Below are 25,732 nucleotides of genomic sequence, written 5' to 3'. Positions count from 1 at the left end.
AGGATTCACACCCCCCTTAGTTAAAAATAATCGGCCTAATCAGACTAGAAAAGAGTAAATCAACCCCACCAATAAAAACAGAAATAAGCAAAACAGTAACAATAACTACCATTGTATAAGAAACCATTTCTTGCTTACTAGGCCAATTCACTTTTCTTAATTCAGCTTTAACTTCCCGCAAAAACTTCTTGATTTTTTTCGAAGTACTTTTTTTAGCCATTTATTTCACACCCTCATTGGTTTCCCGATTTATAATTGGCAGGCCCGGAGGGATTTGAACCCCCAACCCTCGGATTTGGAGTCCGATGCTCTAGCCAATTGAGCCACGAGCCTATATCATTAAAATTACCTAGTTTCCTTATGAACAGTATGTTTTTGACAGAATTTACAATACTTTTTCAGTTCTAATCTTTCTCGATGATTAGTTTTATTTTTAGTTGTTGAATAATTACGCCTTTTACACTCTGTACAAGCTAAAGTAATTATTTCTCTCACCACTGCCACCTCCTCAACCAGAGCAGATCATTTTTCAATACCTTACACACAATATCATATTTCTAACCTAAAGTCAACAAAATAACCTATAAAATAATAAACTTTAGCGTTAGGAGCATAAATAGGAAAGGGTAACCCTTTCCTATTTGAAGAATACTCATCGATAAAATTAATCACCTTATATTGAATAATATATCCAATATAAGGAGGATTATTCAATAATTTCAGTAACAACTCCAGCACCAACAGTCTTTCCACCTTCTCTAATTGCAAATCGAACTCCTGCATCCATTGCAATTGGAGAGATTAAGCTTCCTTCCATTTCAATGTTATCTCCTGGCATTACCATCTCTACACCTTCTGGTAAGTCAATTGTTCCTGTTACATCTGTAGTTCTGAAGTAAAACTGTGGTTTATATCCATCAAAGAATGGAGTATGTCTTCCTCCTTCATCTTTACTTAAAACATAAACCTCTGCTTTAAATTTAGTATGAGGAGTAATACTTCCTGGCTCTGCTAATACCTGGCCACGCTCTATATCTTCTCGATTAACACCTCTTAATAATGCTCCTATATTATCTCCTGCCTGTGCTTCGTCCATCATCTTTCTGAACATCTCAATTCCAGTTACTACTGTTGTCTCTGTATCTTTAATTCCTACTACTTCTACCTCATCATTTACTTCTATAATTCCACTCTCTACACGACCTGTTGCTACTGTTCCACGCCCTGTAATACTGAATACATCCTCTACTGGCATTAAGAACTCTTTATCTGTATCTCTTTCTGGAGTTGGAATATACTCATCAATCGCATCCATTAACTCCATAACATTCTCTGACCATTCTCCAGTTGGCTCTTCTAATGCTTTTAATGCAGATCCTACTACTACTGGAGCTTCATCTCCTTCAAAATCATATTCATTAAGTAATTCTCTTACTTCCATCTCTACTAATTCAATTAATTCTTCATCATCTACCATATCTGCCTTGTTCAAAAAGACTACTATTCGTGGTACACCTACCTGTCGAGCTAATAGTAAGTGCTCTCTTGTTTGTGGCATTGGCCCATCTGCTGCTGATACAATTAAAATTGCACCATCCATCTGTGCTGCCCCTGTAATCATATTCTTAACATAGTCAGCATGTCCTGGACAGTCTACGTGAGCATAGTGTCTGTTTGCTGTTTCATACTCTACGTGTGATGTTGCTATTGTAATTCCTCTTTCCTTTTCTTCTGGTGCATTATCAATATCTTCAAAATTTGATGACCCTTCCTCACCTTTTGCTAATACCTTTGTAATAGCAGCTGTTGTTGTCGTCTTACCATGGTCTACGTGACCGATTGTACCAATATTAACATGAGGTTTCGTTCTTTCAAACTTTTCTTTTGCCATCTTATCTTCCCCCTTAAAATTCATTTCTTGAATTATATAAATTAAAGGTGATATAATATCACCTGTTTAATATGTATTTTATTATTTTTTTTGGAGCCCACAACCGGAATTGAACCGGTGACCTCATCCTTACCATGGATGCGCTCTACCAACTGAGCTATGTGGGCTGGAGCGGGAAACCGGATTCGAACCGGCGACACCCAGCTTGGAAGGCTGGTGCTCTAGCCAACTGAGCTACTCCCGCATTAAGCTTAATCTATGATAATTTACTCCTTATACAAAGGGGAAAATTAAAAATTAAAAACTAATAGTTCTTTTAGTTTTTAATATCCCCCTATAATTCAATCCACCAAATAACAGACACAACACTGATATTATATTATTTTTATTTCCAGAGTTCAAGATTTAAATTAAGAAAATAAACCTAATTAAGAGTTGTTTAAGCTGTTTAAGGCTAATTAATCCTGTTTTTCTTTGATTTAAATCATATATCCTTTTTTTCCAAAAAATCTTCTAATTTCTTTTTGATTCTTTGCAATGCATTATCAACTGATTTAGCATGCCTGTCCAAAGTTTCAGCAATCTCTTGATAACTCTTTCCTTTTAAATATTCAATCAAAACACTTAATTCTAAATCACTCAATATTTTTTTTATATTAGTTTCTAATATTTGATAAGTTTCATGAGTAATAAATAATCGTTCCGGATTAGACAACTTACTCCCTTTTAAAATATCCAATAATGTTCGATTAGATTCTTCACTATACAGAGGCTTATTAAGAGAAATATAAGAGTTTAACGGTTGATGTTTCTGTCTTGTAGCTGTCTTAATTGCAGTTATAATTTGTCTTGTAATACACAACTCAGCAAAGGCAGGAAAAGAGGCTAGTCTCTCTATTTTATAATCTCTAATAGCTTTATAAAGACCGATCATTCCTTCTTGAATTATATCTTCTCTGTCACCACCAATTAAAAAATAAGATCTTGATTTTGCCTTAACGAAGTTCTTATACTTACAAAGTAAGTATTCCACTGCTAAATTATTACCATTTTGGGCATATTCGACTATTTCATCGTCTGTCATATTATCATAGCTGTCAAGTTCATTGTATTGTAAGTTTCCTTTCACCCATAATCGCCTCCACCCTTTACTTTCAAGATTACATTTATTATTATAACTTATGTAATCTTTATTAGTCAAGCAGGAGAGACTGTAACTTTTTCCTAACTCAAATCATTTAAATTATGCTTAATAACTCGAACTGCTGGTAGATAAATATCCCGCGAAATAATTTCTTCTTTTGTTATTTGATTGCCTTCTTTAATTTTTCTTTTAGTAACAACTTTATATCCTTCTCTTCCTTCCTGGACTATCTTTTGTTGATCATTTGCTAAACTTTCATCTCTTTTTTTTACTACTTCCGGTTCTAATACTTCAATCTCTGCAGTCTCTAATTCAATAGATTTGCCAAGGTCTCGTCCTATCAAACTGACAGTTAATTGTTGAGCAAGAACTCTAGCTACTATCATTATTGGATAATCGCTTGTATTCTTAAATTTAAAATCAATTTGGTCGTAATAAATTGTAGCCCCTCTTCCTAGTGGAACATATCTTACTGGCTGTGAATGATTGGTTCTGCTTACTACCTCTAAACCGGCTAATAAGACTGTGTTATACAAGGTAGAGGAAACTTGACAAATTCCACCCCCTATCCCATCTACAAATTCTCCTTCAATAATCTCTGGTGCTTCTTTGTATCCTCTTTCCTGGCTCCTAGGGCCAACAACTTGATTAAAGGAAAAAACTTGCTTAGGTTTAAGTACAACTCCATCTACCTTTTTTGCAGCTAATCTTATATTAGTATTACGATTCACCTCTTCTTTGTTAAAATAAGTTGTATACGTAGCAACCACATCAGTTGCATTATATTCCGCCAACTTCCTTAACCCCGTTGCAAAATTAGCATTAGCTAGTCCTGTGCTAACTAGAACAAAGAAGACTATGCTATAAATGATTATTGGATATCTAAAATCTCTTACTTTTAACATTCTAGTTACCCGCTTCTTGTTGCCGAACCGTTTCATATAATAGAACTCCTGCTGCTACTGAAGCATTTAAAGAATCTACTTGCCCTTGCATCGGCAACCTAACTAAAAAATCACATTTCTCCTTAACTAACCTTCTCAAGCCACTACCTTCACTACCAATTACCAACCCTAATGCTCCAGTTAAATTGGCTTGATAATGCAACTGTTCTCCTGCTATATCAGCACCTGCAATCCAAAACCCTTCTTCCTTTAACTGTTCAATAGTCCGGGCCAAATTAGTTACTTGAGCAACAGGTAGATACTCTACTGCTCCTGCAGAAGCCTTGGCTACTACTGGTGAAAAACCAACCGATCTTCTACTAGGAATAATCACTCCTTGAGCTCCTGCTGCATTAGCTGTTCTTAAAATTGCCCCGAAGTTATGAGGATCCTTCAACTCATCTAACAAGACCAACACAGGGCTGTCACTTTCCTTTTTAGCATGATTAATCAGCCGATTTAAACTCCAATAACTCAATGGCTCAGCAAAGGCAATCACCCCTTGATGAGCATGAGAATCAGCTAAGTTAGTTAAGTTGTTTTTATTGACTCGCTCAATATAAACCCCTGCTTGTTTAGCTAATTTTCGAATCTGCTCAATCACCTTTCCTTGAGCAGTCTTTAATATTAAAATTTTCTCTATCTCTCTTCCTGCTTTTAAAGCTTCAATCACTGGATTTCTACCCTCAATTTTTGCCATTACTTATCACCTTCTTTCATTTTGTTTAACCTTCCGCAGCTCATCTGTCCTTCCTTACATCTTTTTTCAGTTTCACATAATGGTCCAGCTTTAGCGAAAATAAGAGGTGCCACCTCTTGTACCTGCTTAAGCATCAACCTAGCTAAATCCCTAATCTCTCTTTGAGCACGCTCACAACACCTTAATTCAAAAAAGTGTAATAGACTTCTAGCATTCATAGTAACAACTATCTTTGTTTCAGCTGCATTTGGTAATACATACCTTGCTGCTTCAATAGCCTCTTTTTCAGCATACCCTTCTTTTACCAGCTTATTCGTCAACTGCTCATATAGCTTGTGCTGTTGTTTCATATTTTTCTCAAATAACTCTGCTGCCTTTTCATTCTCCAAGATCTTAGCTGGAATAATATAATCAAACTGTTCCTTTTCTCGTACATAACGCTGTGACTGCTGAGAATAACTAGCTATTCTATGTCTGACTAACTGATGGGTAGTAACTCTAGAAATCCCCTCAACAGCAAAAGTAAACTTAATATGTTCAAGTGTAGATAGATGACCATTATCTAAAATAACCTGTAATAAATTCTCAGCTTCCTGATCACTCATATCCTCCACTAATTTATCAGCTCCAACTGAAGAATAACATAACCTTGCTGCTGCAGCAGCCGTCTTTTCTGGATTGGTTGTATGATTGATTAATTTAACATTTAATTCCATCAAAATCCCCCTCTATAATATTTCTTTAATTAATTTAAATACTTCTACTAACCTCTCTTCTTCTCCTTTTAAATATAAGTAACCAAGTAAAGCTTCAAAAGCAGTACTATATTGATAATCACCGGGATCAGCATTACTTGGTACATTAGTATTAACATTTCTTCCGCGACGAACAATAGCTAACTCCTCTTCAGTTAAATGCTTTCTTAATTCTTCAAGTAAATCAGCTTGAGCAGTAGCATTTACATACTCAATTGCTTGACGATGTAACTTCTTCGGTTTAGCTACATTCCTCTCTAATAACAGATTCCTGATAAATAACTCAAAAACGCTATCACCTATATAAGCCATAGTTGCTGGTGACAATAAATTAGGTCGCTTTGGGAAATCAATTACCTTTTTTAACAATTATTTCTACCTCCTATTTCAATTTCCATTGTGAACCTTGAGGCGTATCCTTAACTTCAACTCCTAACTCACCAAGTCGATCTCGGATTTGATCTGCTAGTTGATATTCTTGCTTCTCTCTAGCTTCTTCTCTAACGTCTAATAATAACTCCACCAGTGAATCAACTAATTGTTGGCCCTTACTCGCCTCATTGGTCAGCTTAATCCCTAACACATCTTCTCCTAATCTTTTAAAGAGTTGATCAATTTCACTTAATGCTTCTTTAACTGACTGAGTTAGTTTAAATTGATCACTATTAACAAAACGATTGACCTCTTTAGCCAATTCATATAATGCACCAATTGCTAAAGCAGTGTTAAAATCATCATCCATTGCTGCTATAAACTTTTCTTTCTTCTTCTCAGCTAATTTCTTTAACTCCGCACCATCTAATTCACCTGTCACTGGTTCTTGTTGTAGCAAATACCTAATCTTCTCTACAACATTTTCTAGTCTGGCCAATCCTGTAGCTGTATTCTCTAGCTCCTGATCACTGAAATTGATAGGACTGCGATAATGCTTAGCAATCAAAAATAATCTAACTACTTTTGCTGGGTATTTACTTAATATTTCTCGTGTTGTAAAGAAATTACCTAATGACTTAGACATCTTCTCCCCATCAATATTGATATAACCATTATGAATCCAATAATTTACAGTTTGTTGACCACAGCAAGCTTCACTTTGGGCAAGCTCATTTTCATGGTGAGGAAATACTAGATCAACCCCTCCAGTATGTATATCAAATTGATCACCAAGATACTTTCTTGACATCACTGAACATTCGAGATGCCAGCCTGGTCTACCTACTCCCCATGGACTATTCCACATCGGGTCTTCTTCTGAGATTTTCCATAAGGTGAAATCTAATGGATTCTCTTTCTTACCACTAACTTCCACTCTTGCCCCTACTTCTAAATCTTCTACTTTTTGTTTAGATAGCTTACCATACTCCTTAAAACTTTTAATTCTAAAATAAACATCCCCTTTACTTTCGTAAGCATAACCTTGTTTAATCAAATTCTCTATCATATCTATCATTTCAGAAATATGTTCTGTTGCTCTAGGATAAAAATCAGCCTTTTTAAGGTTTAATGCTTTAGCGTCTTCAAAAAATGCAGTAATAAACCTATCAGCTAACTGCTGAATACTAACCCCCTCTTCATTAGCCCGTTTAATCATCTTGTCATCAACATCAGTAAAGTTGAGCACATGTGTTACTTGATAGCCTTTATATTCTAAATAACGTTTAATAATATCTGGTACAACGAAAGCTCGAGCATTGCCAATATGAAAATAATCATAAACTGTTGGCCCGCAAGAATAAATTTTAACCTTTCCCTCTTCTATCGACTTAAAATCTTCTTTGCTCCCTGTTAAAGTATTATAAACTCTTAACGTCACCTCTTCCACTCCTCCCGTTATTATTATCCTGCTCTTCTAGTTTTCTTATTCTTCTATTCATACATTCTAACATTTCTTGAACCGGATCAGGCAGATCACCATGGTCTAAATCAATAGCATCTTTTCCTTGCTTGATCTTTTTTCCATCTTTAACTATAACCTTACCAGGAATTCCAACTACTGTACAATTATCAGGTACAGGTTTTAATACAACTGCTCCTGCTCCCACTTTTACATTATTACCAATTTCAATCGAACCTAAAATCTTAGCTCCTGCACTGACCATCACATTATCCCCTAAAGTAGGATGCCTCTTACCGCTCTCCTTCCCCGTTCCACCTAAGGTAACTCCTTGATAGACAGTAACATTATCCCCAATCTCGGTAGTCTCTCCAATTACAACTCCCATCCCATGATCAATAAATAGACCTGAGCCTATTTTAGCTCCAGGATGGATCTCAATTCCTGTTAAAAATCTACCAACTTGAGATATAAGTCTAGGAATTGTTCTTAAGCCAAAATTATATAATGGATGAGCTAGTCTATGAAATATAATTGCATGTAGCCCAGAATAAGTTAATAAAACTTCAAGTAAATTACTAGCCGCTGGATCACGTTCAAATATAACTTTAATATCATTCTTGACCTCATTAAGCACCTTTGCACCTCCTGCTACTTAATCAACTCTAAAATCATTAAACCCTATAATAAAGAAACCCTTACAAGCAGTTAACTTTAAAGATTTTAATTCTAATGATAAACTATCCTATTCATTATAAATTGTAATTTATACTAATATCAATTAGAAAAACCTTCCATCTCTTGGTTCAGAGACGAAAGGCCGCGGTTCCACTCTGCTTAGCTAGCTAAGCTCCCTTGATAATCATTTAACGCTGATTAAACGAAATAACTTACTCAACTTTCAGTTACTCAGCTCAAGGGGGCATTCAACCAGTCTTTTCTAAAGATACTTTCAGCCTCTGGTATCTTCTCTCTAACAAAAATAATGTCGGTTTACTAATCCCTATCGTTGCTATTATAATTTATTTTTTTAAATCAATGCTAAAGCTTTATCTAAACGATTAATTACCTCTTCTTTACCTAAAATAGAAATAATATTATACAACTCAGGCCCTGACCCCTGACCAGTTAAAGCAAACCTTAGTGGATGATAAAACAATCTTCCTCCTACAGGTAGCTCATTCATTGCTTCTTTTAACATTCCTTTTATTTTTTGAGGAGTTAAGGAATTCAGATTAACTACCTTCTCTTTTAATGTTTCTAGTACTAGATCCACTTGATCTTCTCTAAATGTCTCAACAACCTGATCATAATCTTCATATTCAATCTCACCAAAGAAAAGATCAACTTGTTCAGTAATTTCTGCTATATAATCTATAGAGCCCCGCACAGTATCAACCACCAATTCAAGCCATTCCTTAGATTTATCTTCTAAATTATATCCAGCTTCTTCTAAATAAGGTATTGCTAAATTAACTATCTGCTCCAAATCAGCATTTCGAATATACATTCCATTCATCCAATTTAATTTTTCTACGTCAAATACAGCTGGACTTTTAGTTACTCCTGCTAAAGAAAACTGTTCAATAATTTCTTCTTGAGTAAATAACTCTTCTTCACTATCAGGAGACCAACCCAATAAAGCTAAAAAGTTAATTAATGCCTCTGGTAAATAGCCATTCTCTCGATATTGACTAACATAAACATAAGCTTCTCCACTTCTTTTGCTCAACTTGGATTTATCAGACCCTAAGATCATTGATAGATGAGCAAATTGTGGTGCCTCCCAACCAAAAGCATCATATAGTAATTGTTGTTTTGGAGTATTCGATAAGTGATCTTCGCCCCTGATCACATGGCTAATTTCCATTAAATAATCATCAATTACAACTGCAAAATTATAAGTTGGTATTCCATCAGACTTAACAAGCACAAAATCATCAATTACTTCACTACTAAAAGAAACATCTCCTTTTACTAAATCCTTAACGATAATTTCTTTCTCCTGTTGGGGAACTTTAAATCTAATTACTGGCTTCCTACCTTCAGATTCTAACTCTTCCCTTTTAGCTGCAGTTAGATTTCTACACTTCCCAGTATATCTAGGTGCTTCATCATTTTGGCGCTGTTTTTCTCTCATCTGCTCTAATTCTTCAGGAGTACAATAACACCGATAAACAAGATCTTGATCAAGTAACTGTTGGATATATTGCTGATATAATTCTAATCTTTCCATCTGCCGATATGGCCCATATTCTCCTCCAACTTGAACACCTTCATCCCATTTTAGACCCAACCAATTCATTTCTTGCTGAATTACTTCTTCAAATTCACTAGTTGAACGTTCTTGATCTGTATCCTCAACTCTTAAAATAAATGTTCCATTATTCTCTTTAGCAAATAAATAATTAAATAATGCTGTTCTAATATTTCCAATATGTATTTGCCCAGTAGGACTTGGAGCAAACCTTACTCTAATATCACTCATTTTCTTCCCCTTCCTCTACAACAATTTAATCAAAACCAATTTTAGATTATACTCATTCCAACTGCTAATTGTTCTGGACCATCAACTAAAGCATGACCAAATTTACCGAAAACAGCTACTGCTACTCTGCCTCTACCCCTAACAATAGCTACCTTAAAACCTCCTCCCAAACCAGGATTAACTAAATTAAGTTGAGTATAAGCTTCTTTCACTGCATTGGATACGGCCATTTTCTCTCTAAAATTTTCCTTAATAACTCCTCGAGCAATAGCAGCGACAGTCATACTTTCTCGTAATTTAATTGGTAAATTTTCAGCATTAGCCCCTGTCTGAGTAATTGCCACTTTATAATGATAACCTTTAATTTTATCTAACCAGTAATTCTCATATTCTCTACTTCTTGTCATAGAAAGATAGATAGCTGAACTCTCTGGTGATAGTTTAGCTTTACTCTCTTCTTGTTTTACATAACCAGAAACAATATCTTCTGCTGTAACAATTCCTACTAGTCTATTCTTTTTATTTAAGACAGGCACTCCACCAATACCATTGTCAGATAATATCTGTGCTACTTCTTGCACACTATTATCTTCAGTAACACAAATTACTTCTTCACTCATTACTTCCTTGCTAAGAATATTTAAATCTGTTTGTTGAACTAGATCCCCATCCGTTATAATACCTATGACCTCTTCATCTTTAACAACAACTAACCTACCAATACTATTGACGCTCATCAACCTTTGCGCTTCTTCAATTTTAATTTCGGGATTAATTGTAATCACATCTCGGCTCATTAACTCTTTAACTAACATGGTATATAACCTACCTTTCTTTTATGCTTACTATTGCTTGAGCAGCAATTCCTTCACCTTGGCCTATAAATCCTAGCCTTTCAGTTGTCGTTGCTTTAAGATTAACTTGCCCAACTTCTACTTGTAACTTTTGGGCTATCTTATTCTCCATTTGTGAAATATAAGGGGCCAACTTAGGTTGCTGCGCAATAATAATAGCGTCTAAATTATTAACTTCATATTTTGCTTCTAAAACTGAATCCATTACTTGCTCTAATAAAACAAGACTAGAAATATCCTTATATTGAGGATCATCATCAGGAAAGTGCGAACCAATATCTCCAGCTCCAATCGCTCCTAATAAGGAATCTTTAATTGCATGCAATAATACATCTGCATCAGAGTGACCAACTAAACCCATAGAATAATCAATCTTAACTCCACCTAAAATTAACTCTTCTCCTCTTGCTAACTGATGAACATCATAACCTAATCCTACTCTCATTTTTACCCCCTAGCCAAGATCTTTTCAGCAAATTCTAAATCCTCAGGGGTAGTAATCTTTAAATTTTGATAAGAACCCTCAATCACCTTAACAGGCTTATTTAATCGCTCAACTAAACTAGCACTATCAGTTCCAATATAACCTTCTTGCATTGCTTTAGTATAAGCTTCACAGATCAGTTCTTTTTTAAAAGCTTGTGGTGTTTGAATAGCAACAAGCTTAGAACGATCTGGAGTATTAATAACCAGTTGTTCATGATTAATTACTTTAATAGTGTTTTTAACTGGAACCCCTACTACTACCGCTTGGTACCCCCTACTGACCTCTTTAATTATATGTTGAATTAAATCCATTGTCAACAATGGTCTAGCTCCATCATGAATCAATACTGTTTCACTCTTTCTAGCAACCTTTTGCAATCCATTATAAACAGACTCTTGCCTTGTTTTACCTCCAATAACTAACTTGTCTATTTTTAATTGATACTTCTTTATAATCTTTTGACAATAGTCTATTTCTTCTTCCCTAACTACTAAGATAATCTCCTCAACTTGCTTACTATTAAATTTATCAACTGTATGAGCAATAATTGGACGCTCATCTAACAATAAAAATTGTTTGTTTTTAGCTGCTTTCATTCTCTTTCCTTGGCCCGCTGCAGGAATAACTACACTTGCTTTCATATTCTTCCTCCATTTATAATACTTGTTGTTCAGCTAACTTAGGTTTAGCAAAGATCATTCTACCCGCTGCCGTCTGCAATACGCTAGTTACCACTATATCTAACTCTTCTCCAATATAATCCCTAGCATCATCAACTACAATCATTGTACCATCATCTAAATAACCTACTCCTTGTCTTTGTTCCTTTCCCTCTTTAATAATCTTAACTTCCATCTCTTCACCAGGTAATACTACCGGTTTAACAGCATTTGCTAATTCATTTATATTTAAAACTGATACTCCTTGCACTTCAGCTACCTTATTCAAATTATAATCATTAGTAATAATTTTTCCTTTTAATAATTTAGCTAACTTAACTAATTTGCTATCTACTTCATCAATTTCATTAAAATCACGGTCATTAATTTCAACAGGAATCTCTAATTCTTTCTGAATCATATTTAGAATATCTAACCCTCTTCTACCTCTATTTCTTTTCAATAAATCAGATGAATCAGCAATATGCTGGAGTTCTTCTAAAACAAATCCAGGAATTACTAATACTCCCTCTAAGAATGAAGTTTGACACAAGTCAGCTATTCTACCATCAATAATTGCACTAGTATCTAAGATTTTATAAGTTGCTTTTAATCCATCATCTTCTTGTTTATTATCATTACCGTTATTCTTATTATTACTCTTTGGTTTCAAATTTGATTTAGATATAACTCCAAATAATTCATCCCTTTTCTTAATTGCTAAATTCCATCCTAAATAAGCAAGGCTTAAATTAATTACCAGTTGTAATATAAACCCAAAACTAGGGATGGCAGAAATAGAAAAAGCTCTAATTATTAATATCCCTAATAATAGTCCAAGAATCAAACCTATAATTCCAGATACTATATCCCTTACTGGAATTGTCTCTAGTCTACTTTCAAAATTCAAGACACCTTGTACAAATTTATTAATTATTATTGGTAATAATATAAATCCTATTAATCCGCCAGTTATTAATCCATAAAATCCATTATTAGTAATAATACTATGTATATTAAGACTAAATTCTTCTGCTAAACCTAAAAGTAGAATAGACTGATATCCTAAAGCTGCCCCTACTACAACTAAAATTCCTCTCCATAATCTATTCAACATATTTTCACCCCCTATCAGAAAACAAACGTCAGGCTATCCTGACGTCATTATTCTTCTTCAAAATCCTGCTCAGCAAAGATATTATCAATTTTTGTTTCAATCTCTTCTTCAGATTTATCTTCTGTCAAGACCAATTCACTGATCAAAATCTGTCTTGAATTACTTAACATCTTCTTTTCACCAGTAGATAAACCCTTTATTATATCACGTATAGTTAAATTTCTAACAACCTCAGCCACCTCAAAAATATCTCCCGTCTTTATTTTTTCTGTGTTGGCCCGGTAACGTCGATTCCAATTTTGAGACATTTCACTTTGGTTCCCTTCCAAGACCTCATAAACATGTGGTACAACCTCTTTATCTATTACATTTCTCAATCCAATCCCTTCTACATTATCTTTAGGTATCATAACCTTCATTTCACCAATCGGCAATTTCATAATGTAATATTGTTTCGTTTCACCTAAAATCTCCTTTTCCTCTATATCTACAATAGTCCCAGCACCATGATTTGGATAAACAATTTTATCTCCAATTTCAAACATTAATACAACCCTCCATTCAGTACATAATCAGCCCAATCTATTATAACATACTTAAATTCTAATATCAATTCACATGACTTTTAAATATGTCGATCCAATAAGACTTGATCACGTAATCTCTTTAACCCTTCTTTAATTGCTTGTGCTCTAACTTCCCCAATTCCATCAACATCATCCAGTTCATCAATTGAAGCATTCAGTATTTCTTGAAAGTCCCCAAAAACATCAACTAAATTATCAATCACACTCATTGGCAATCTAGGTATCTTCTTTAATAGCCTATACCCCCTAGGAGAAACCGATAAGTCTAAAGCACTCATATTACCTCCATAACCTAAATGTTTACTGATCGAAGATAGGCTTAATAGTTCATCTGATAAACTATCTGATATTTTTTCAAAAATATCCTCATCATCTTCTATTTCTTCATCTGCTTTATCTTCTACTTGTGCTTCATAATCTTTAACAATTAGTAACCCTTCTTCCTTCACATTAGCTACTAATTCTTTCAACTGCATCTTGATCAAACGGCCTTCATTACCTAGTTCATTAATATATCTTTCAATTTCATTACCAATCCTTAACACCATCTCCGCTCGCTGAATTACAGTTACTACATCAGAAATAGTAACTAGATCTTCAAATTCTAAAGCACTTAAATTGGTCAAAGTTTGATCTAATACACTTCTATATTTTTCTAACGTCTGTATAGCTTGGTTAGCTTTAGTTAAAATAACTCTAATATCTTCAAGAATATATTTTTTATCATTTTTATATAATGTAATTATATCTCTTCTTTGTGAAATCGAAATAACAAGTTCTCCTGTCTGTTTAGATATTCTTTCTGCAGTTCTATGTCTAGTACCAGTTTCAACTGAGGAGATTGAAGGATCCGGAACTAACTGTGCATTAGCACATAAAATTCGCTCTGCGTCGTCACTTAAAACTATAGCTCCATCCATTTTTGCTAATTCATATAATCTGGTAGGTGTTGCTCCAGCATTAATATTAAATCCACCATCAACCGCCCCTAAAACCTCATCACTATCACCTACAACAATCAGTGCTCCAGTCTTTGCTCGTAATATATTCTCCAACCCTTCTCTAAAAGAAGTTCCAGGAGCAATTAATTTTAGTATTTCAGAAAATTCTTCTTCCTTAAATAAACTAGACATTTATTCCCCTCCCAAAATAAAATCTAATACTTCTCTAATATCTCTAACTGCATTAATCCTTACATTAGGATCAACATTTGTTAATGTCTCTAAATTACTTTTGGGAATAATAAATTCTGTAAAACCTAATTTGCTTGCTTCATTTATCCTCTTTTCAATCTGATTAACAGCTCTTATTTCTCCAGATAACCCTACTTCTCCAACTACTGCAACATTTTCAGGAACAACTAAATCTCTAAAACTAGATACAACAGCCACAATTATTCCTAAATCTACTGCTGGTTCATTAACTTGAAAACCTCCTGCAATATTAACATAAATATCTTGCCCTTGAATATGTAATCCTAACCTTTTTTCTAAAACTGCTAATAATAAGGAAACTCGCTTGTGATCAATTCCAGTTGTCATTCTACTTGGAGTTCCAAAATTAGCTGTTCCAACCAAAGCTTGTAACTCAATTAAAATTGGCCTAGTTCCTTCTAGGCAGGGAATTACCACAGAACCAGAAATTTCTTGAGGTCTTTCCTCAATAAAAGCTTGCGAAGGGTTTAATACTTCTGTTAATCCTTCTTGCTCCATTGTAAAAATTCCAATTTCATTTGTCGAACCAAACCTGTTTTTAACAGCCCTTAAGATCCGGTAGACATGATTACGATCACCTTCAAAATATAATACAGTATCTACCATATGTTCTAATGTCCGCGGGCCAGCAATAGAACCCTCTTTAGTTACATGCCCAATCAAAACGACTGGAACCCCTTCTTTTTTAGCTAAATGCATTAATCGTGCTGTGCATTCCCTTACCTGACTGACACTGCCAGGTGCTGATTCCAACTGAGGATTATGAACAGTCTGGATCGAGTCTATAATTATCAACTCTGGCTGTAACTTCTTACTACTTTTAATAATTGATAATAAGTTAGTCTCTGCTAAAATATACAAATCAGAGTTAACTGTTTTTAAACGATCTGCTCTTAACTTAATCTGTTTTTCAGATTCTTCACCAGAAACATACAACACTTTTTTACCTTGTTGACTAATATTATGAGAAGTTTGTAAAAGTAAAGTTGACTTTCCAATCCCCGGATCGCCACCGATTAAGGTTAAAGATCCTAACACAACCCCTCCACCCAATACTCGATCTAATTCTGTAAACTCTGTTCCAACTCTATCTTCAGTAGTAATTTCAATCTCATCTATGCTTTGAGGGATCACATCTGCTGCTAGTTTCTTTTCTTTTTTCTTCTGCTTTTGATCAATAATTTTTTCTGTTAATGTATTCCAACTATTACAGTTTGGACATTTTCCACTCCACTTCAATGCTTTATAATTGCATTCTTGACAAATATATCTACGCTTGTTTTTAGCCATAAAACCACCTATCTATAATAAACTTAACCTTTATTATAACATTTTACAGCTAATTTAACAAGGTAATATAAGAAAGCAGGGTAACCCTGCTTTCTTAACTGTTAATTTTTACTAAACTGAAGTTCTCCATCTTGAGAATCAACCTTAATTCTATCTCCTTCATTAAACTTCTCCGCCAAAAACTTCTCTGCTAAAGCATTTTCTACTAAACGCCTAATTGCTCTCCTTAATGGTCTTGCTCCAAACTCCTTATCATATCCTTCTTTAGCAATTAATCCCTTTGCTCCTTCAGTAACTTCTAATTTAATATCTTTGACTTTTAATCTTTCTTCTAATTCTTCTAACATTAAATCAACTATCTCTTTAATATCTTCTTTAGAAAGAGCATGAAAGACAATTATTTCATCTAATCTATTTAAAAACTCTGGCCTGAAAGTATCTTTTAATTTTGATTTAACCATCTCTTTCATTTCTTCATATTCCCTATCCTCTATACCTGTTTCAATTGCTTTAAATCCAACTCCTCCTGATTTACTCTGAATCAAATCTGCTCCAACATTTGAAGTCATAATGATCATTGTATTCTTAAAATCAACAGTTCTTCCCTGAGCATCTGTCAATTGACCATCTTCTAACATCTGTAATAAAATATTGAAGGCTTCAGGGTGAGCTTTTTCGATCTCATCGAGCAAAATAACTGAATAAGGCCTTCTTCTAACTTGCTCCGTCAGCTGACCACCTTCTTCATGACCTACATATCCTGGAGGGGAACCAACTAATCTAGAAACAGCATGCTTTTCCATATATTCTGACATATCAACTCTAATCATAGCATCTTCATCATCAAACATTACTTCTGCTAAACTTCTAGCTAACTCTGTCTTTCCAACTCCTGTTGGCCCTAAAAAGATAAATGAACCAATTGGACGCTTAGGGTCTTTTAATCCTGCTCTTGCTCTTCTAACTGCCTGTGAAACCGCTTTGACAGCTTCATCTTGACCCACTACTCGTCGATGTAATTCTTCCTCTAGATTAAGCAATTTTTCTGACTCTGCTTGGGCCAACTTTGTAACTGGAATTCCTGTCCAATCAGAGACTATTTTAGCTATAACCTCTCTTGTAATAACAGTCTCTCTCATTCCCTTTTCATTCTTCCACTCTACTTTTGTCTTCTCTAGCTTTTCTTTTACTTCTTGTTCTTGGTCCCGCAAATCAGCAGCTTCCTCAAACTCTTGTGCTTCAATAGCAGCTTCTTTTTCTTGCTCAACCTTTTCTAACCTTTTTTCTAAATCCTTAATCTCATTAGGTGCTGTGTTCTGTTGTAGCTTTATTTGAGAACCAGCTTCATCAATTAAATCTATTGCCTTATCAGGCAAGAAACGTTCACTTACATACCGATGAGACAGCTCAACTGCAGCAGAGATCGCTTCATCTATAATTTTAACTCTATGATGAGCTTCATAAACATCACGCAGCCCCTTCAAAATTTTTTCAGCATCTTCTATCGAAGGCTCTTCTACCAAAATAGATTGGAATCTTCTTTCTAAAGCAGCATCTTTTTCTATATATTTACGATACTCATCTAAAGTAGTTGCTCCTATCGTCTGTAATTCTCCTCTAGCTAAAGCAGGTTTTAATATATTAGCAGCATCAATTGCTCCTTCTGCTCCACCAGCTCCAACTAAATTATGCAATTCATCAATAAACAAGATTACATTACCTGATTCTTTAATCTCTTTCATAACTGCTTTTAATCTTTTCTCAAATTCTCCTCGATATTTAGAGCCTGCCAATAATGAACCCAAATCTAAAGCCAAAATTCTATTTTTAGCCAATGGTTCAGGGACTTCACCTTCAACTATTCTTTGAGCCAACCCTTCTACAATCGCTGTCTTTCCTACTCCTGGTTCTCCAATCAAACAAGGATTATTCTTCTTGCGCCGACTTAAGGTTTGAATTACTCGATCTATCTCTTTGTCCCTTCCAATAACTGGATCAAGTTTCTCTTCACTAGCAAGCTGAGTTAAATCTGTGGCAAACTTCTCTAATCCTATACTGTTTTGATATCCATCCTTTCTTTTTTTACGTCCACTTTTAACTCCACCTAATAACTTAACAACTTTATGCTGTAATTTTTTAAAGTCTGCTCCTTCTTCTTTTAAAGTTCGAGCAGCTACTCCTTCCCCTTCTCTGATTAAACCTAACAATAAATGTTCTGTTCCTACATAATTATGTCCTAATCGCCGAGCTTCTTCTAAAGAAAGATTTAAAACTTTTTTTGTTCGAGGAGTAAAAGGTAATCTTTCACTTTGAACCTCTTCATTTCCAGTTCCAATAATATCTTTAACTTTAGCCCTTATCTTTTCTAAATTAAATCCACTAGTTTCTAATACTTTAGCTGCTACTCCCTCTCCTTCTCTAATTAAACCTAACAATAAATGTTCTGTTCCTACGTAATTATGATTAAATTCTCTAGCTTCCTCTTGAGAGAAGGCCATTACCTTACGTGCTTTCTCAGTAAACCTTTCAAAAATCATATTAAATCCCCCTTTAATCCAATAAGTCTTTAATTAATGCAGCTCGATAAATCTCTCTTTCTTCTATTGATAATTTTTCACCTTTAGTTGATTGCAAAGTAGCAGGTCTGATCATAACCATCACTTGGTTTAAAATTATTGGCTCTATCTTTCTTATCATACCCAAATCAATTCCTAATCTTACATTTGAAATTAATTCCATTGCTTCCTCAATTGAAATACTATAAGCATGAGTTAAGATCCCGTGGGCACGATAAGCTTTATTTTTGACACTTACTTCTTGTTCTCGTAATAAAAGTTTACGAGCATTCTTCTCTTGTTCAATAATCTGTTGAGTTACTCCCAGTAAGTTTTCTATTATCTCTTCTTCTGAATGTCCTAAAGTTACCTGATTAGAAATCTGATATAAATTTCCTACTGTATCGGTTCCTTCTCCATATAAACCTCTAACTGCTAAACCTAACTGTGAAATTGCTGACATTAACTTTTCAACTCGATTAATCATACTTAAAGCAGGCAAATGAACCATGACAGAAACCCTCAAGCCTGTTCCTACATTGGTTGGACAAGCAGTCAAATATCCATAACCTTCAGCAAATGCTACATCTATTTTATTCTCTATATAATCATCTAATTGATCTGCCATCTCCCATGTTTTCTCTATCTGGAGGCCAGGCAGTATCATTTGTAACCTTAGATGGTCTTCTTCATTGAGCATTAAACTAACAGTCTCATCTTCAGATAATGCAACTGATTTATATTTATTAACCTGAGTATGTTCAGGGCTAATTAAATGCTTTTCTACTAACATCTTTCTTTCAAGTTCTGATAAATCATCTATATCAATTAGTTTAAGCTGAAACTCATCATTCTCCTGCAACAACTCCTTTACCTTGATTGTTACCTGCTTTAATTCTTCGTCACTTGCATGATGAGTAAAACTTAAATCATTAAAGTTACGAGCCAATCTAACTCTACTACTGACTACAACATCAGAACTTGGCCCTAGTTCTTTCATCCATTTGTTCATAATCCTATCTTCCATACCCTTTACCTCCTATCATCTAAGTTTCCTTCCAAATCCTTAATCTTATCTCTCAAAACAGCTGCTCTTTCAAATTCCTCTTTATCTACTGCTTGCCCCATTTCTTCCTTTAGATTCTTAATCTTCCTCTTAACCCTTACATTCTCCCCAGCTCTTTTAGGGATCTTGCCTGTATGACGGCTACTACTATGAATCCTTCTTAAAATTTTATCAACTTTATCACTAAAGTATTCATAACATTGACTACAACCTAAACGTCCATTATGACTAAACTCTTGATAACTCAAATTACAGCTATTACACCTTAATTGTTTGTTAGATAAATTTATCTGATGATGAGACTGGGGCTTACTATTTAAAAGTCCAGTTAACAAGTTATTAAAGGAAAAATCAGACCCAAAATTCAACTCACCAGTTGCCTGGGCACACTCTTTACAAAAATATAACTCTTGTTTTTGGTTATTAATAATTTTAGTAACATGAACCGATGCTTCCTTCTCTTGGCATTCTTGGCATAGCATTTTACCCCTCCTTTTTAATTAATACTTTTAAGATACCCTTTAATAATTTGGCCCTTACTACATCTCGTATTGGTAATTTCAAACCAATATTCTCTCTATCAACTGCCGCCTTAAGCAACTCTTGTTCATTAGAAGTAATAACACCTTCCTCTGCTAATCGCTCAATAATATTAAAGGCTGTAAGCTGATCAATTTGGCCCTCAATTTTATTGTATAATGTTTCAATTATTTTACGACTTAAGCCTGAATCTAATTTAGTAATTTGAATATAGCCACTGCCACCTCGTTGACTATCAATTATATAGCCTTTTTCCAAAGTAAATCTAGTATTCAATACATAATTAATCTGTGATGGAACACAGCTAAATTTGCTAGCCAATTGACTCCGTTGTACTCTAACAACATTGTTTCGACTTAATAGTTCTTTTAAATATTCTTCAATCTGGTTTGAAAGGCTACTCATATAATCCTCCCCTTTAAATACCTCGATTTGACTATTACTGACTATAAGTATATTATACTATACTTATAGTATTCTTTTGCAAGGATTATTATCGGACAATATTATCTAAAAAGAAAGATTAAATTTAAAAAGATAAATTTTACTCCTGTTTTTAGCTAAAATCTAAACTTTACTATCCATATTTTTTACTTAGTACTAAAAAAAGATACCCTTTTAGTAAATTTAGGTATCTAAAATAAAAATGGCTCCCCGAGTAGGACTCGAACCTACGACAAAGTGGTTAACAGCCACTCGCTCTACCAACTGAGCTATCGGGGAACAACTTATTTAATTAACATTTAATATTGAAGATTTAATAATTAAAACCAGTTTTAGTATCTAACTATTCAATCTTCCTTCAACATTCAGTATTAAATGCTTTATTATACATTCAAAACTGCACAATAGATATATTCTAGATTAAGCCCTCGATCTATTAGTACCAGTCAGCTGAAGATGTTGCCACCCTTATACCTCTGGCCTATCTACCTGATAGTCTATCAGGGATCTTACTAGATTCACTCTATGGGATATCTTATCTCAAGGTCAGCTTCACGCTTAGATGCTTTCAGCGTTTATCAAATCCGTACTTAGCTACCCAGCAATGCCTTTGGTAGACAACTGGTACACCAGAGGTACGTCCATCCCGGTCCTCTCGTACTAGGGACAGCTCCCTTCAAATATCCTACGCCCACGACGGATAGGGACCGAACTGTCTCACGACGTTCTGAACCCAGCTCGCGTACCGCTTTAATTGGCGAACAGCCAAACCCTTGGAACCTGCTTCAGCTCCAGGATGCGACGAGCCGACATCGAGGTGCCAAACCTCCCCGTCGATGTGAACTCTTGGGGGAGATAAGCCTGTTATCCCCGGGGTAACTTTTATCCGTTGAGCGACGGCAATTCCATACTCTACCGTCGGATCACTAAGCCCTACTTTCGTACCTGCTCGAGTTGTAGCTCTTGCAGTCAAGCTCCCTTCTGCCTTTACACTCTACGTGCGATTTCCGACCGCACTGAGGGAACCTTGGGGCGACTCCGTTACTCTTTAGGAGTCGACCGCCCCAGTCAAACTGCCCATCTGAAACTGTCCCAACACTGGATTACAGTGCATGGTTAGAATTCCGGCACATTAAGAGTGGTATCCCACTTAAGGCTCCTTCGACACTAGCGTGCCGAGTTCATTGCCTCCCACTTATGCTGTACATAATGTACCAAAATCCAATATCAGACTACAGTAAAGCTCCACGGGGTCTTTCCGTCCTGTCGCGGGTAACCTGCATCTTCACAGGTAATACAATTTCACCGAGACCTTCGTTGAGACAGTGCCCAAGTCGTTGCGCCATTCGTGCAGGTCGGAACTTACCCGACAAGGAATTTCGCTACCTTAGGACCGTTATAGTTACGGCCGCCGTTTACTGGGGCTTAAGTTCTGCGCTTCAGCTTATGCCTAACACTTCCCCTTGACCTTCCAGCACCGGGCAGGCGTCAGCCCCTATACATCGACTTACGTCTTAGCAGAGACCTGTGTTTTTGGTAAACAGTCGCTTGGGCCTGGTTATTGCAACCTCTTCGAGCATACACCCTAATGAGGTACCCCTTCTCCCGAAGTTACGGGGTTATTTTGCCGAGTTCCTTAACGAAGGTTCTCTCGCGCGCCTTAGAATACTCTTCTAGTCTATCTGTGTCAATTTGCGGTACGGTTACCTCTTATCTGGTTAGAGATTTTTCTTGGCAGTGTAAAGTCAACTACTTCGCCTCCGTAGAGACTCCTGGTCACACCTTAAAGTTAATGACGACCCGGATTTACCTAAGTCATCCTTCTTAATGTTTCAACCTGACATACCGTTGCCAGGCTAGCCTATCTTCCTGCGTCATCCCATCACTCATAGTGATAAGGAGGTAGCATTGGAATTTTAACCAATTTTCCATCGCCTACGCCTTTCGGCCTCGGCTTAGGATCCGGCTTACCCTGAGCGGACGAGCCTTCCTCAGGAAACCTTAGACTTACAGCGAATAGGATTCTCACCTATTTTATCGTTACTCATACCGACATTATCTCTTCTATACTGTCCACAGCTCCTTCCGGTACTGCTTCAACCTATATAGAATGCTCCTCTACCATTGGTTATACCAATCCGTAGTTTCGGTGATGGACTTTAGCCCCGTACATTTTCAGCGCAAGATCACTCGACCAGTGAGCTATTACGCACTCTTTAAATGAATGGCTGCTTCTAAGCCAACATCCTGGTTGTCTATGCAATCTCACATCCTTTACCACTTAGTCCATACTTTGGGACCTTAACTGACGATCTGGGTTGTTTCCCTCTCGACTATGAAGCTTATCCCACATAGTCTGACTCCCAAGCTTAATAAGATGGCGTTTGGAGTTTGACTGGATTCAGTAACTCTATAAAGCCCTTAGTCCAATCAGTGCTCTACCGCCAAATTATAACACTTGAGGCTAGCCCTAAAGCTATTTCGAGGAGAACCAGCTATCTCCGAGTTCGATTGGCCTTTCACCCCTATCCACAACTCATCCCATGGCTTTTCAACGCCAATGCAGTTCGGACCTCCACACGTTCTTACACGTGCTTCATCCTGGTCATGGATAGATCACTCGGTTTCGGGTCTATGACCTGCAACTTTCGCCTTTTAAGACTCGCTTTCGCTACGGCTTCACCTTCTTTGGCTTAACCTTTCGCTACAGATCATAACTCGTCGGTTCGTTATGCAAAAAGCACGCCATCAGACTTTAACGTCCTCTGACTGCTTGTAGGCACACGGTTTCAGATTCTATTTCACTCCCCTCCCGGGGTTCTTTTCATCTTTCCCTCACGGTACTGGTTCACTATCGGTTGTCAGGAAGTATTTAGCCTTAGGAGATGGTCCTCCTTGCTTCCCACGAGGTTTCTCGTGTCTCATGGTACTCAGGATACTATCTAGTCAACTCCAATTTTCACCTACAGGGCTATTACCTTCTGTGGCGTAGCTTTCCAGCTACTTCGATTAACTGAAGCTTATCCTATGACCTTTTTATGGTAAGGTCTGATAGTCCTACTACCCTGTAATAGCAATGCCCATAAGCTTGACACTATTACAGTTTGGGCTGTTCCCCTTTCGCTCGCCGCTACTTAGGGAATCGCTTTTGCTTTCTCTTCCTCGGGTTACTAAGATGTTTCAATTCACCCGGTTCCCTTCTTAAGGCTATTTATTAACCTTAAGATGATATGGGATTATCCATACCTGGTGCTCCTATTAGGACATCCTTGAGTCATCACTTGTTTGCAGCTCATCAAGGCTTTTCGCAGCTTGCCACGTCCGTCTTCGGCTCCTGACACCTAGGCATCCACCGTGCGCCCTTACTAACTTAATCTAGACGCACTATCTATTGTGCAGTTTTCAAAGTACAAGTTAAGAACAACTAATATTTAATAATTAACAATGAATAGTTAGAACTCAAGATTAAAAATCTCTAAGTCTTTTGATTTTTAGTCTTGACTTTAATTATTCAATATTAATTGCTTTTGGTGGAGATAGTCGGGATCGAACCGACGACCTCCGCCTTGCAAGGGCGGCGCTCTCCCAGCTGAGCTATATCCCCATGAACTAAATTCACAATTTAGAGTAGACAATAAAAAAGATAAGTTCTTAGAGAACTTAATTGCCAATTACACATTGTAAATTAGTTTTTGGTGGGTCTAGGTGGATTTGAACCACCGACCTCACGCTTATCAGGCGTGCGCTCTGACCAACTGAGCTATAGACCCATACACGCAGTTAATAATAAATAGCTAAAACCCAAGATCAAAACATCTAAACTCTTTTGATCTTTGACCTTGACTTTAATTATTCAATATTCATTATTAATTGCTTTTGAGAGATTCAGTCTCTCAAAACTAAACAATGCAAGTTCCAACTACGACTAGAGTTGAAATAACTCCTTAGAAAGGAGGTGATCCAGCTGCACCTTCCGGTACGGCTACCTTGTTACGACTTCACCCCCCTTACCAGGCACACCTTCGGCGTCCTTAGACGACTTCTGGTGCCCCCAACTCGGGTGGTGTGACGGGCGGTGTGTACAAGGCCCGGGAACGTATTCACCGTGGCATTCTGATCCACGATTACTAGCGACTCCAGCTTCATGCAGGCGAGTTGCAGCCTGCAATCCGAACTGAGATCTGCTTTTCAGGATTTGCTAAACCTTGCGGTATCGCTTCCTTCTGTACAGACCATTGTAGCACGTGTGTAGCCCAGAACATAAGGGGCATGATGACTTGACGTCATCCCCACCTTCCTCCGCGTTTTTCCGCGGCAGTCTCCTTAGAGTCCCCACCTTGACATGCTGGCAACTAAGGACAGGGGTTGCGCTCGTTGCGGGACTTAACCCAACATCTCACGACACGAGCTGACGACAGCCATGCACCACCTGTCTTCGTGTAGTCCAAAGGACTATACCCTGCTTTCACAGGCAGTCACGGGATGTCAAGTTCTGGTAAGGTTCTTCGCGTTGCTTCGAATTAAACCACATGCTCCGCCGCTTGTGCGGGCCCCCGTCAATTCCTTTGAGTTTCAACCTTGCGGTCGTAATCCCCAGGCGGGATACTTAATGCGTTAACTCCGGCACCGAGGGGGTCGAACCCCCAACACCTAGTATCCAGCGTTTACGGCTAGGACTACCGGGGTATCTAATCCCGTTTGCTCCCCTAGCTTTCGTACCTCAGCGTCAGGTATAAGATAGAAAGTTGCCTTCGCCATTGATGTTCTTCCTAATATCTACGTATTTCACCACTACACTAGGAATTCCACTTTCTTCCCTTATCCTCAAGTCTAGTAGTTTCAAAGGCAGTTCACCGATTGAGTCGGTGGATTTCACCTCTGACTTACTAGACCGCCTGCGTACCCTTTACGCCCAATGATTCCGGACAACGCTTGCCCTCTACGTATTACCGCGGCTGCTGGCACGTAGTTAGCCAGGGCTTCCTTTAAAGGTACCGTCAACCCTAACTGTTATTCACAATTAAAGTATTCTTCCCTAAAGACAGAGCTTTACGATCCGAAGACCTTCTTCACTCACGCGGCGTTGCTCCGTCAGACTTTCGTCCATTGCGGAAGATTCCCCACTGCAGCCTCCCGTAGGAGTCTGGGCCGTGTCTCAGTCCC

General features: G+C 36.8%; 22 protein-coding genes, 6 tRNA genes, 2 rRNA genes and 1 other annotated feature. All 30 genes read right to left on the bottom strand.

Going from position 1 to position 25,732, the window contains the following annotated elements:
* Positions 1–16 precede the first annotated feature (16 nt).
* On the bottom strand, positions 17–220 hold the full coding sequence (secE, locus tag ACKF5P_RS00150) for a preprotein translocase subunit SecE (protein ID WP_408955492.1): 204 nt from the start codon (positions 218–220) through the stop codon (positions 17–19).
* 36 nt (positions 221–256) lie between these two features.
* Positions 257–333: transfer RNA gene (locus ACKF5P_RS00145), tRNA-Trp, on the bottom strand.
* A 12-nt stretch (positions 334–345) separates the two neighbouring features.
* Positions 346–495, bottom strand: coding sequence for a 50S ribosomal protein L33 (gene rpmG, locus ACKF5P_RS00140; RefSeq protein ID WP_408955491.1), 150 nt, complete (start codon positions 493–495; stop codon positions 346–348).
* 211 nt (positions 496–706) lie between these two features.
* Positions 707–1,891 carry an elongation factor Tu gene (tuf, locus tag ACKF5P_RS00135; RefSeq protein WP_408955490.1) on the bottom strand — a complete coding sequence of 395 codons (1,185 nt, stop codon included), beginning with the start codon at positions 1,889–1,891 and terminating at the stop codon, positions 707–709.
* A 91-nt stretch (positions 1,892–1,982) separates the two neighbouring features.
* Positions 1,983–2,058 (bottom strand) — tRNA-Thr (locus tag ACKF5P_RS00130).
* Positions 2,059–2,135, bottom strand: a tRNA-Gly gene (locus ACKF5P_RS00125).
* 240 nt (positions 2,136–2,375) lie between these two features.
* Positions 2,376–3,020, bottom strand: coding sequence for an RNA polymerase sporulation sigma factor SigH (gene sigH / locus ACKF5P_RS00120; RefSeq protein ID WP_408955489.1), 645 nt, complete (start codon positions 3,018–3,020; stop codon positions 2,376–2,378).
* 95 nt (positions 3,021–3,115) lie between these two features.
* Complete coding sequence (locus ACKF5P_RS00115; RefSeq protein ID WP_408955488.1) at positions 3,116–3,976, bottom strand: VanW family protein; 861 nt, start codon at positions 3,974–3,976, stop codon at positions 3,116–3,118.
* Positions 3,942–4,679, bottom strand: coding sequence for a 23S rRNA (guanosine(2251)-2'-O)-methyltransferase RlmB (gene rlmB, locus ACKF5P_RS00110; RefSeq protein WP_408955487.1), 738 nt, complete (start codon positions 4,677–4,679; stop codon positions 3,942–3,944). The genes ACKF5P_RS00115 and rlmB overlap by 35 nt, the downstream gene beginning before the upstream one ends.
* Positions 4,679–5,395, bottom strand: coding sequence for an FAD-dependent thymidylate synthase (thyX, locus tag ACKF5P_RS00105; protein ID WP_408955486.1), 717 nt, complete (start codon positions 5,393–5,395; stop codon positions 4,679–4,681). Before thyX ends, rlmB begins: the two co-directional genes overlap by 1 nt.
* Before the next feature lie 12 nt (positions 5,396–5,407).
* Positions 5,408–5,803: a Mini-ribonuclease 3 gene (locus ACKF5P_RS00100; RefSeq protein ID WP_408955485.1), complete on the bottom strand. Its 396-nt coding sequence runs from the start codon at positions 5,801–5,803 to the stop codon at positions 5,408–5,410.
* A 13-nt stretch (positions 5,804–5,816) separates the two neighbouring features.
* The gene (gene cysS / locus ACKF5P_RS00095; RefSeq protein ID WP_408955484.1) at positions 5,817–7,247 is read right to left on the bottom strand and encodes a cysteine--tRNA ligase; all 1,431 of its coding nucleotides are present in this window, start codon (positions 7,245–7,247) and stop codon (positions 5,817–5,819) included.
* Positions 7,228–7,905, bottom strand: a complete 678-nt coding sequence (gene cysE, locus ACKF5P_RS00090) for a serine O-acetyltransferase (RefSeq protein ID WP_408955483.1) — start codon at positions 7,903–7,905, stop codon at positions 7,228–7,230. Before cysE ends, cysS begins: the two co-directional genes overlap by 20 nt.
* Before the next feature lie 168 nt (positions 7,906–8,073).
* Positions 8,074–8,287: a binding site (T-box leader), on the bottom strand.
* Positions 8,288–8,298: 11 nt separating this feature from the next.
* Positions 8,299–9,756, bottom strand: a complete 1,458-nt coding sequence (gene gltX, locus ACKF5P_RS00085; RefSeq protein WP_408955482.1) for a glutamate--tRNA ligase — start codon at positions 9,754–9,756, stop codon at positions 8,299–8,301.
* Between the two features lie 41 nt (positions 9,757–9,797).
* A complete protein-coding gene (locus tag ACKF5P_RS00080; RefSeq protein WP_408955481.1) occupies positions 9,798–10,571 on the bottom strand; it encodes a HutP family protein in 774 nt (257 codons plus the stop codon).
* 10 nt (positions 10,572–10,581) lie between these two features.
* Positions 10,582–11,055, bottom strand: coding sequence for a 2-C-methyl-D-erythritol 2,4-cyclodiphosphate synthase (gene ispF, locus ACKF5P_RS00075; protein ID WP_408955480.1), 474 nt, complete (start codon positions 11,053–11,055; stop codon positions 10,582–10,584).
* Between the two features lie 2 nt (positions 11,056–11,057).
* Entirely contained in the window at positions 11,058–11,738 is a 681-nt protein-coding gene (gene ispD / locus ACKF5P_RS00070; protein WP_408955479.1) for a 2-C-methyl-D-erythritol 4-phosphate cytidylyltransferase, read from the bottom strand.
* A 13-nt stretch (positions 11,739–11,751) separates the two neighbouring features.
* Positions 11,752–12,873, bottom strand: a complete 1,122-nt coding sequence (locus tag ACKF5P_RS00065) for a PIN/TRAM domain-containing protein (protein WP_408955478.1) — start codon at positions 12,871–12,873, stop codon at positions 11,752–11,754.
* A 47-nt stretch (positions 12,874–12,920) separates the two neighbouring features.
* Positions 12,921–13,418 carry a CarD family transcriptional regulator gene (locus tag ACKF5P_RS00060; protein WP_408955477.1) on the bottom strand — a complete coding sequence of 166 codons (498 nt, stop codon included), beginning with the start codon at positions 13,416–13,418 and terminating at the stop codon, positions 12,921–12,923.
* An 80-nt stretch (positions 13,419–13,498) separates the two neighbouring features.
* Positions 13,499–14,593, bottom strand: a complete 1,095-nt coding sequence (gene disA / locus ACKF5P_RS00055) for a DNA integrity scanning diadenylate cyclase DisA (RefSeq protein WP_408955476.1) — start codon at positions 14,591–14,593, stop codon at positions 13,499–13,501.
* A complete protein-coding gene (radA, locus tag ACKF5P_RS00050) occupies positions 14,594–15,964 on the bottom strand; it encodes a DNA repair protein RadA (protein WP_408955475.1) in 1,371 nt (456 codons plus the stop codon).
* 101 nt (positions 15,965–16,065) lie between these two features.
* Positions 16,066–18,501, bottom strand: a complete 2,436-nt coding sequence (locus ACKF5P_RS00045) for an ATP-dependent Clp protease ATP-binding subunit (protein WP_408955474.1) — start codon at positions 18,499–18,501, stop codon at positions 16,066–16,068.
* A 13-nt stretch (positions 18,502–18,514) separates the two neighbouring features.
* Positions 18,515–19,546: a protein arginine kinase gene (locus tag ACKF5P_RS00040; RefSeq protein WP_408955473.1), complete on the bottom strand. Its 1,032-nt coding sequence runs from the start codon at positions 19,544–19,546 to the stop codon at positions 18,515–18,517.
* A 5-nt stretch (positions 19,547–19,551) separates the two neighbouring features.
* Positions 19,552–20,067: a UvrB/UvrC motif-containing protein gene (locus tag ACKF5P_RS00035; RefSeq protein ID WP_408955472.1), complete on the bottom strand. Its 516-nt coding sequence runs from the start codon at positions 20,065–20,067 to the stop codon at positions 19,552–19,554.
* A 1-nt stretch (position 20,068) separates the two neighbouring features.
* Complete coding sequence (locus ACKF5P_RS00030) at positions 20,069–20,530, bottom strand: CtsR family transcriptional regulator (protein ID WP_408955471.1); 462 nt, start codon at positions 20,528–20,530, stop codon at positions 20,069–20,071.
* A 242-nt stretch (positions 20,531–20,772) separates the two neighbouring features.
* Positions 20,773–20,848: transfer RNA gene (locus tag ACKF5P_RS00025), tRNA-Asn, on the bottom strand.
* A 137-nt stretch (positions 20,849–20,985) separates the two neighbouring features.
* Positions 20,986–23,945, bottom strand: a 23S ribosomal RNA gene (locus tag ACKF5P_RS00020).
* A 152-nt stretch (positions 23,946–24,097) separates the two neighbouring features.
* A tRNA-Ala gene (locus ACKF5P_RS00015) sits at positions 24,098–24,173 on the bottom strand.
* A gap of 89 nt (positions 24,174–24,262) precedes the next feature.
* Positions 24,263–24,339: transfer RNA gene (locus ACKF5P_RS00010), tRNA-Ile, on the bottom strand.
* Positions 24,340–24,517: 178 nt separating this feature from the next.
* Positions 24,518–25,732, bottom strand: a 16S ribosomal RNA gene (locus tag ACKF5P_RS00005).
* Together the 16S and 23S rRNA genes with 3 tRNA genes alongside form the textbook arrangement of a ribosomal RNA operon.

The organism is Natroniella sp. ANB-PHB2, assembly GCF_046097105.1.
In the GTDB taxonomy this organism is placed as follows: Bacteria; Bacillota; Halanaerobiia; order Halobacteroidales; family Halobacteroidaceae; genus Natroniella.
This window is presented reverse-complemented; position numbering and strand designations above follow the sequence as displayed.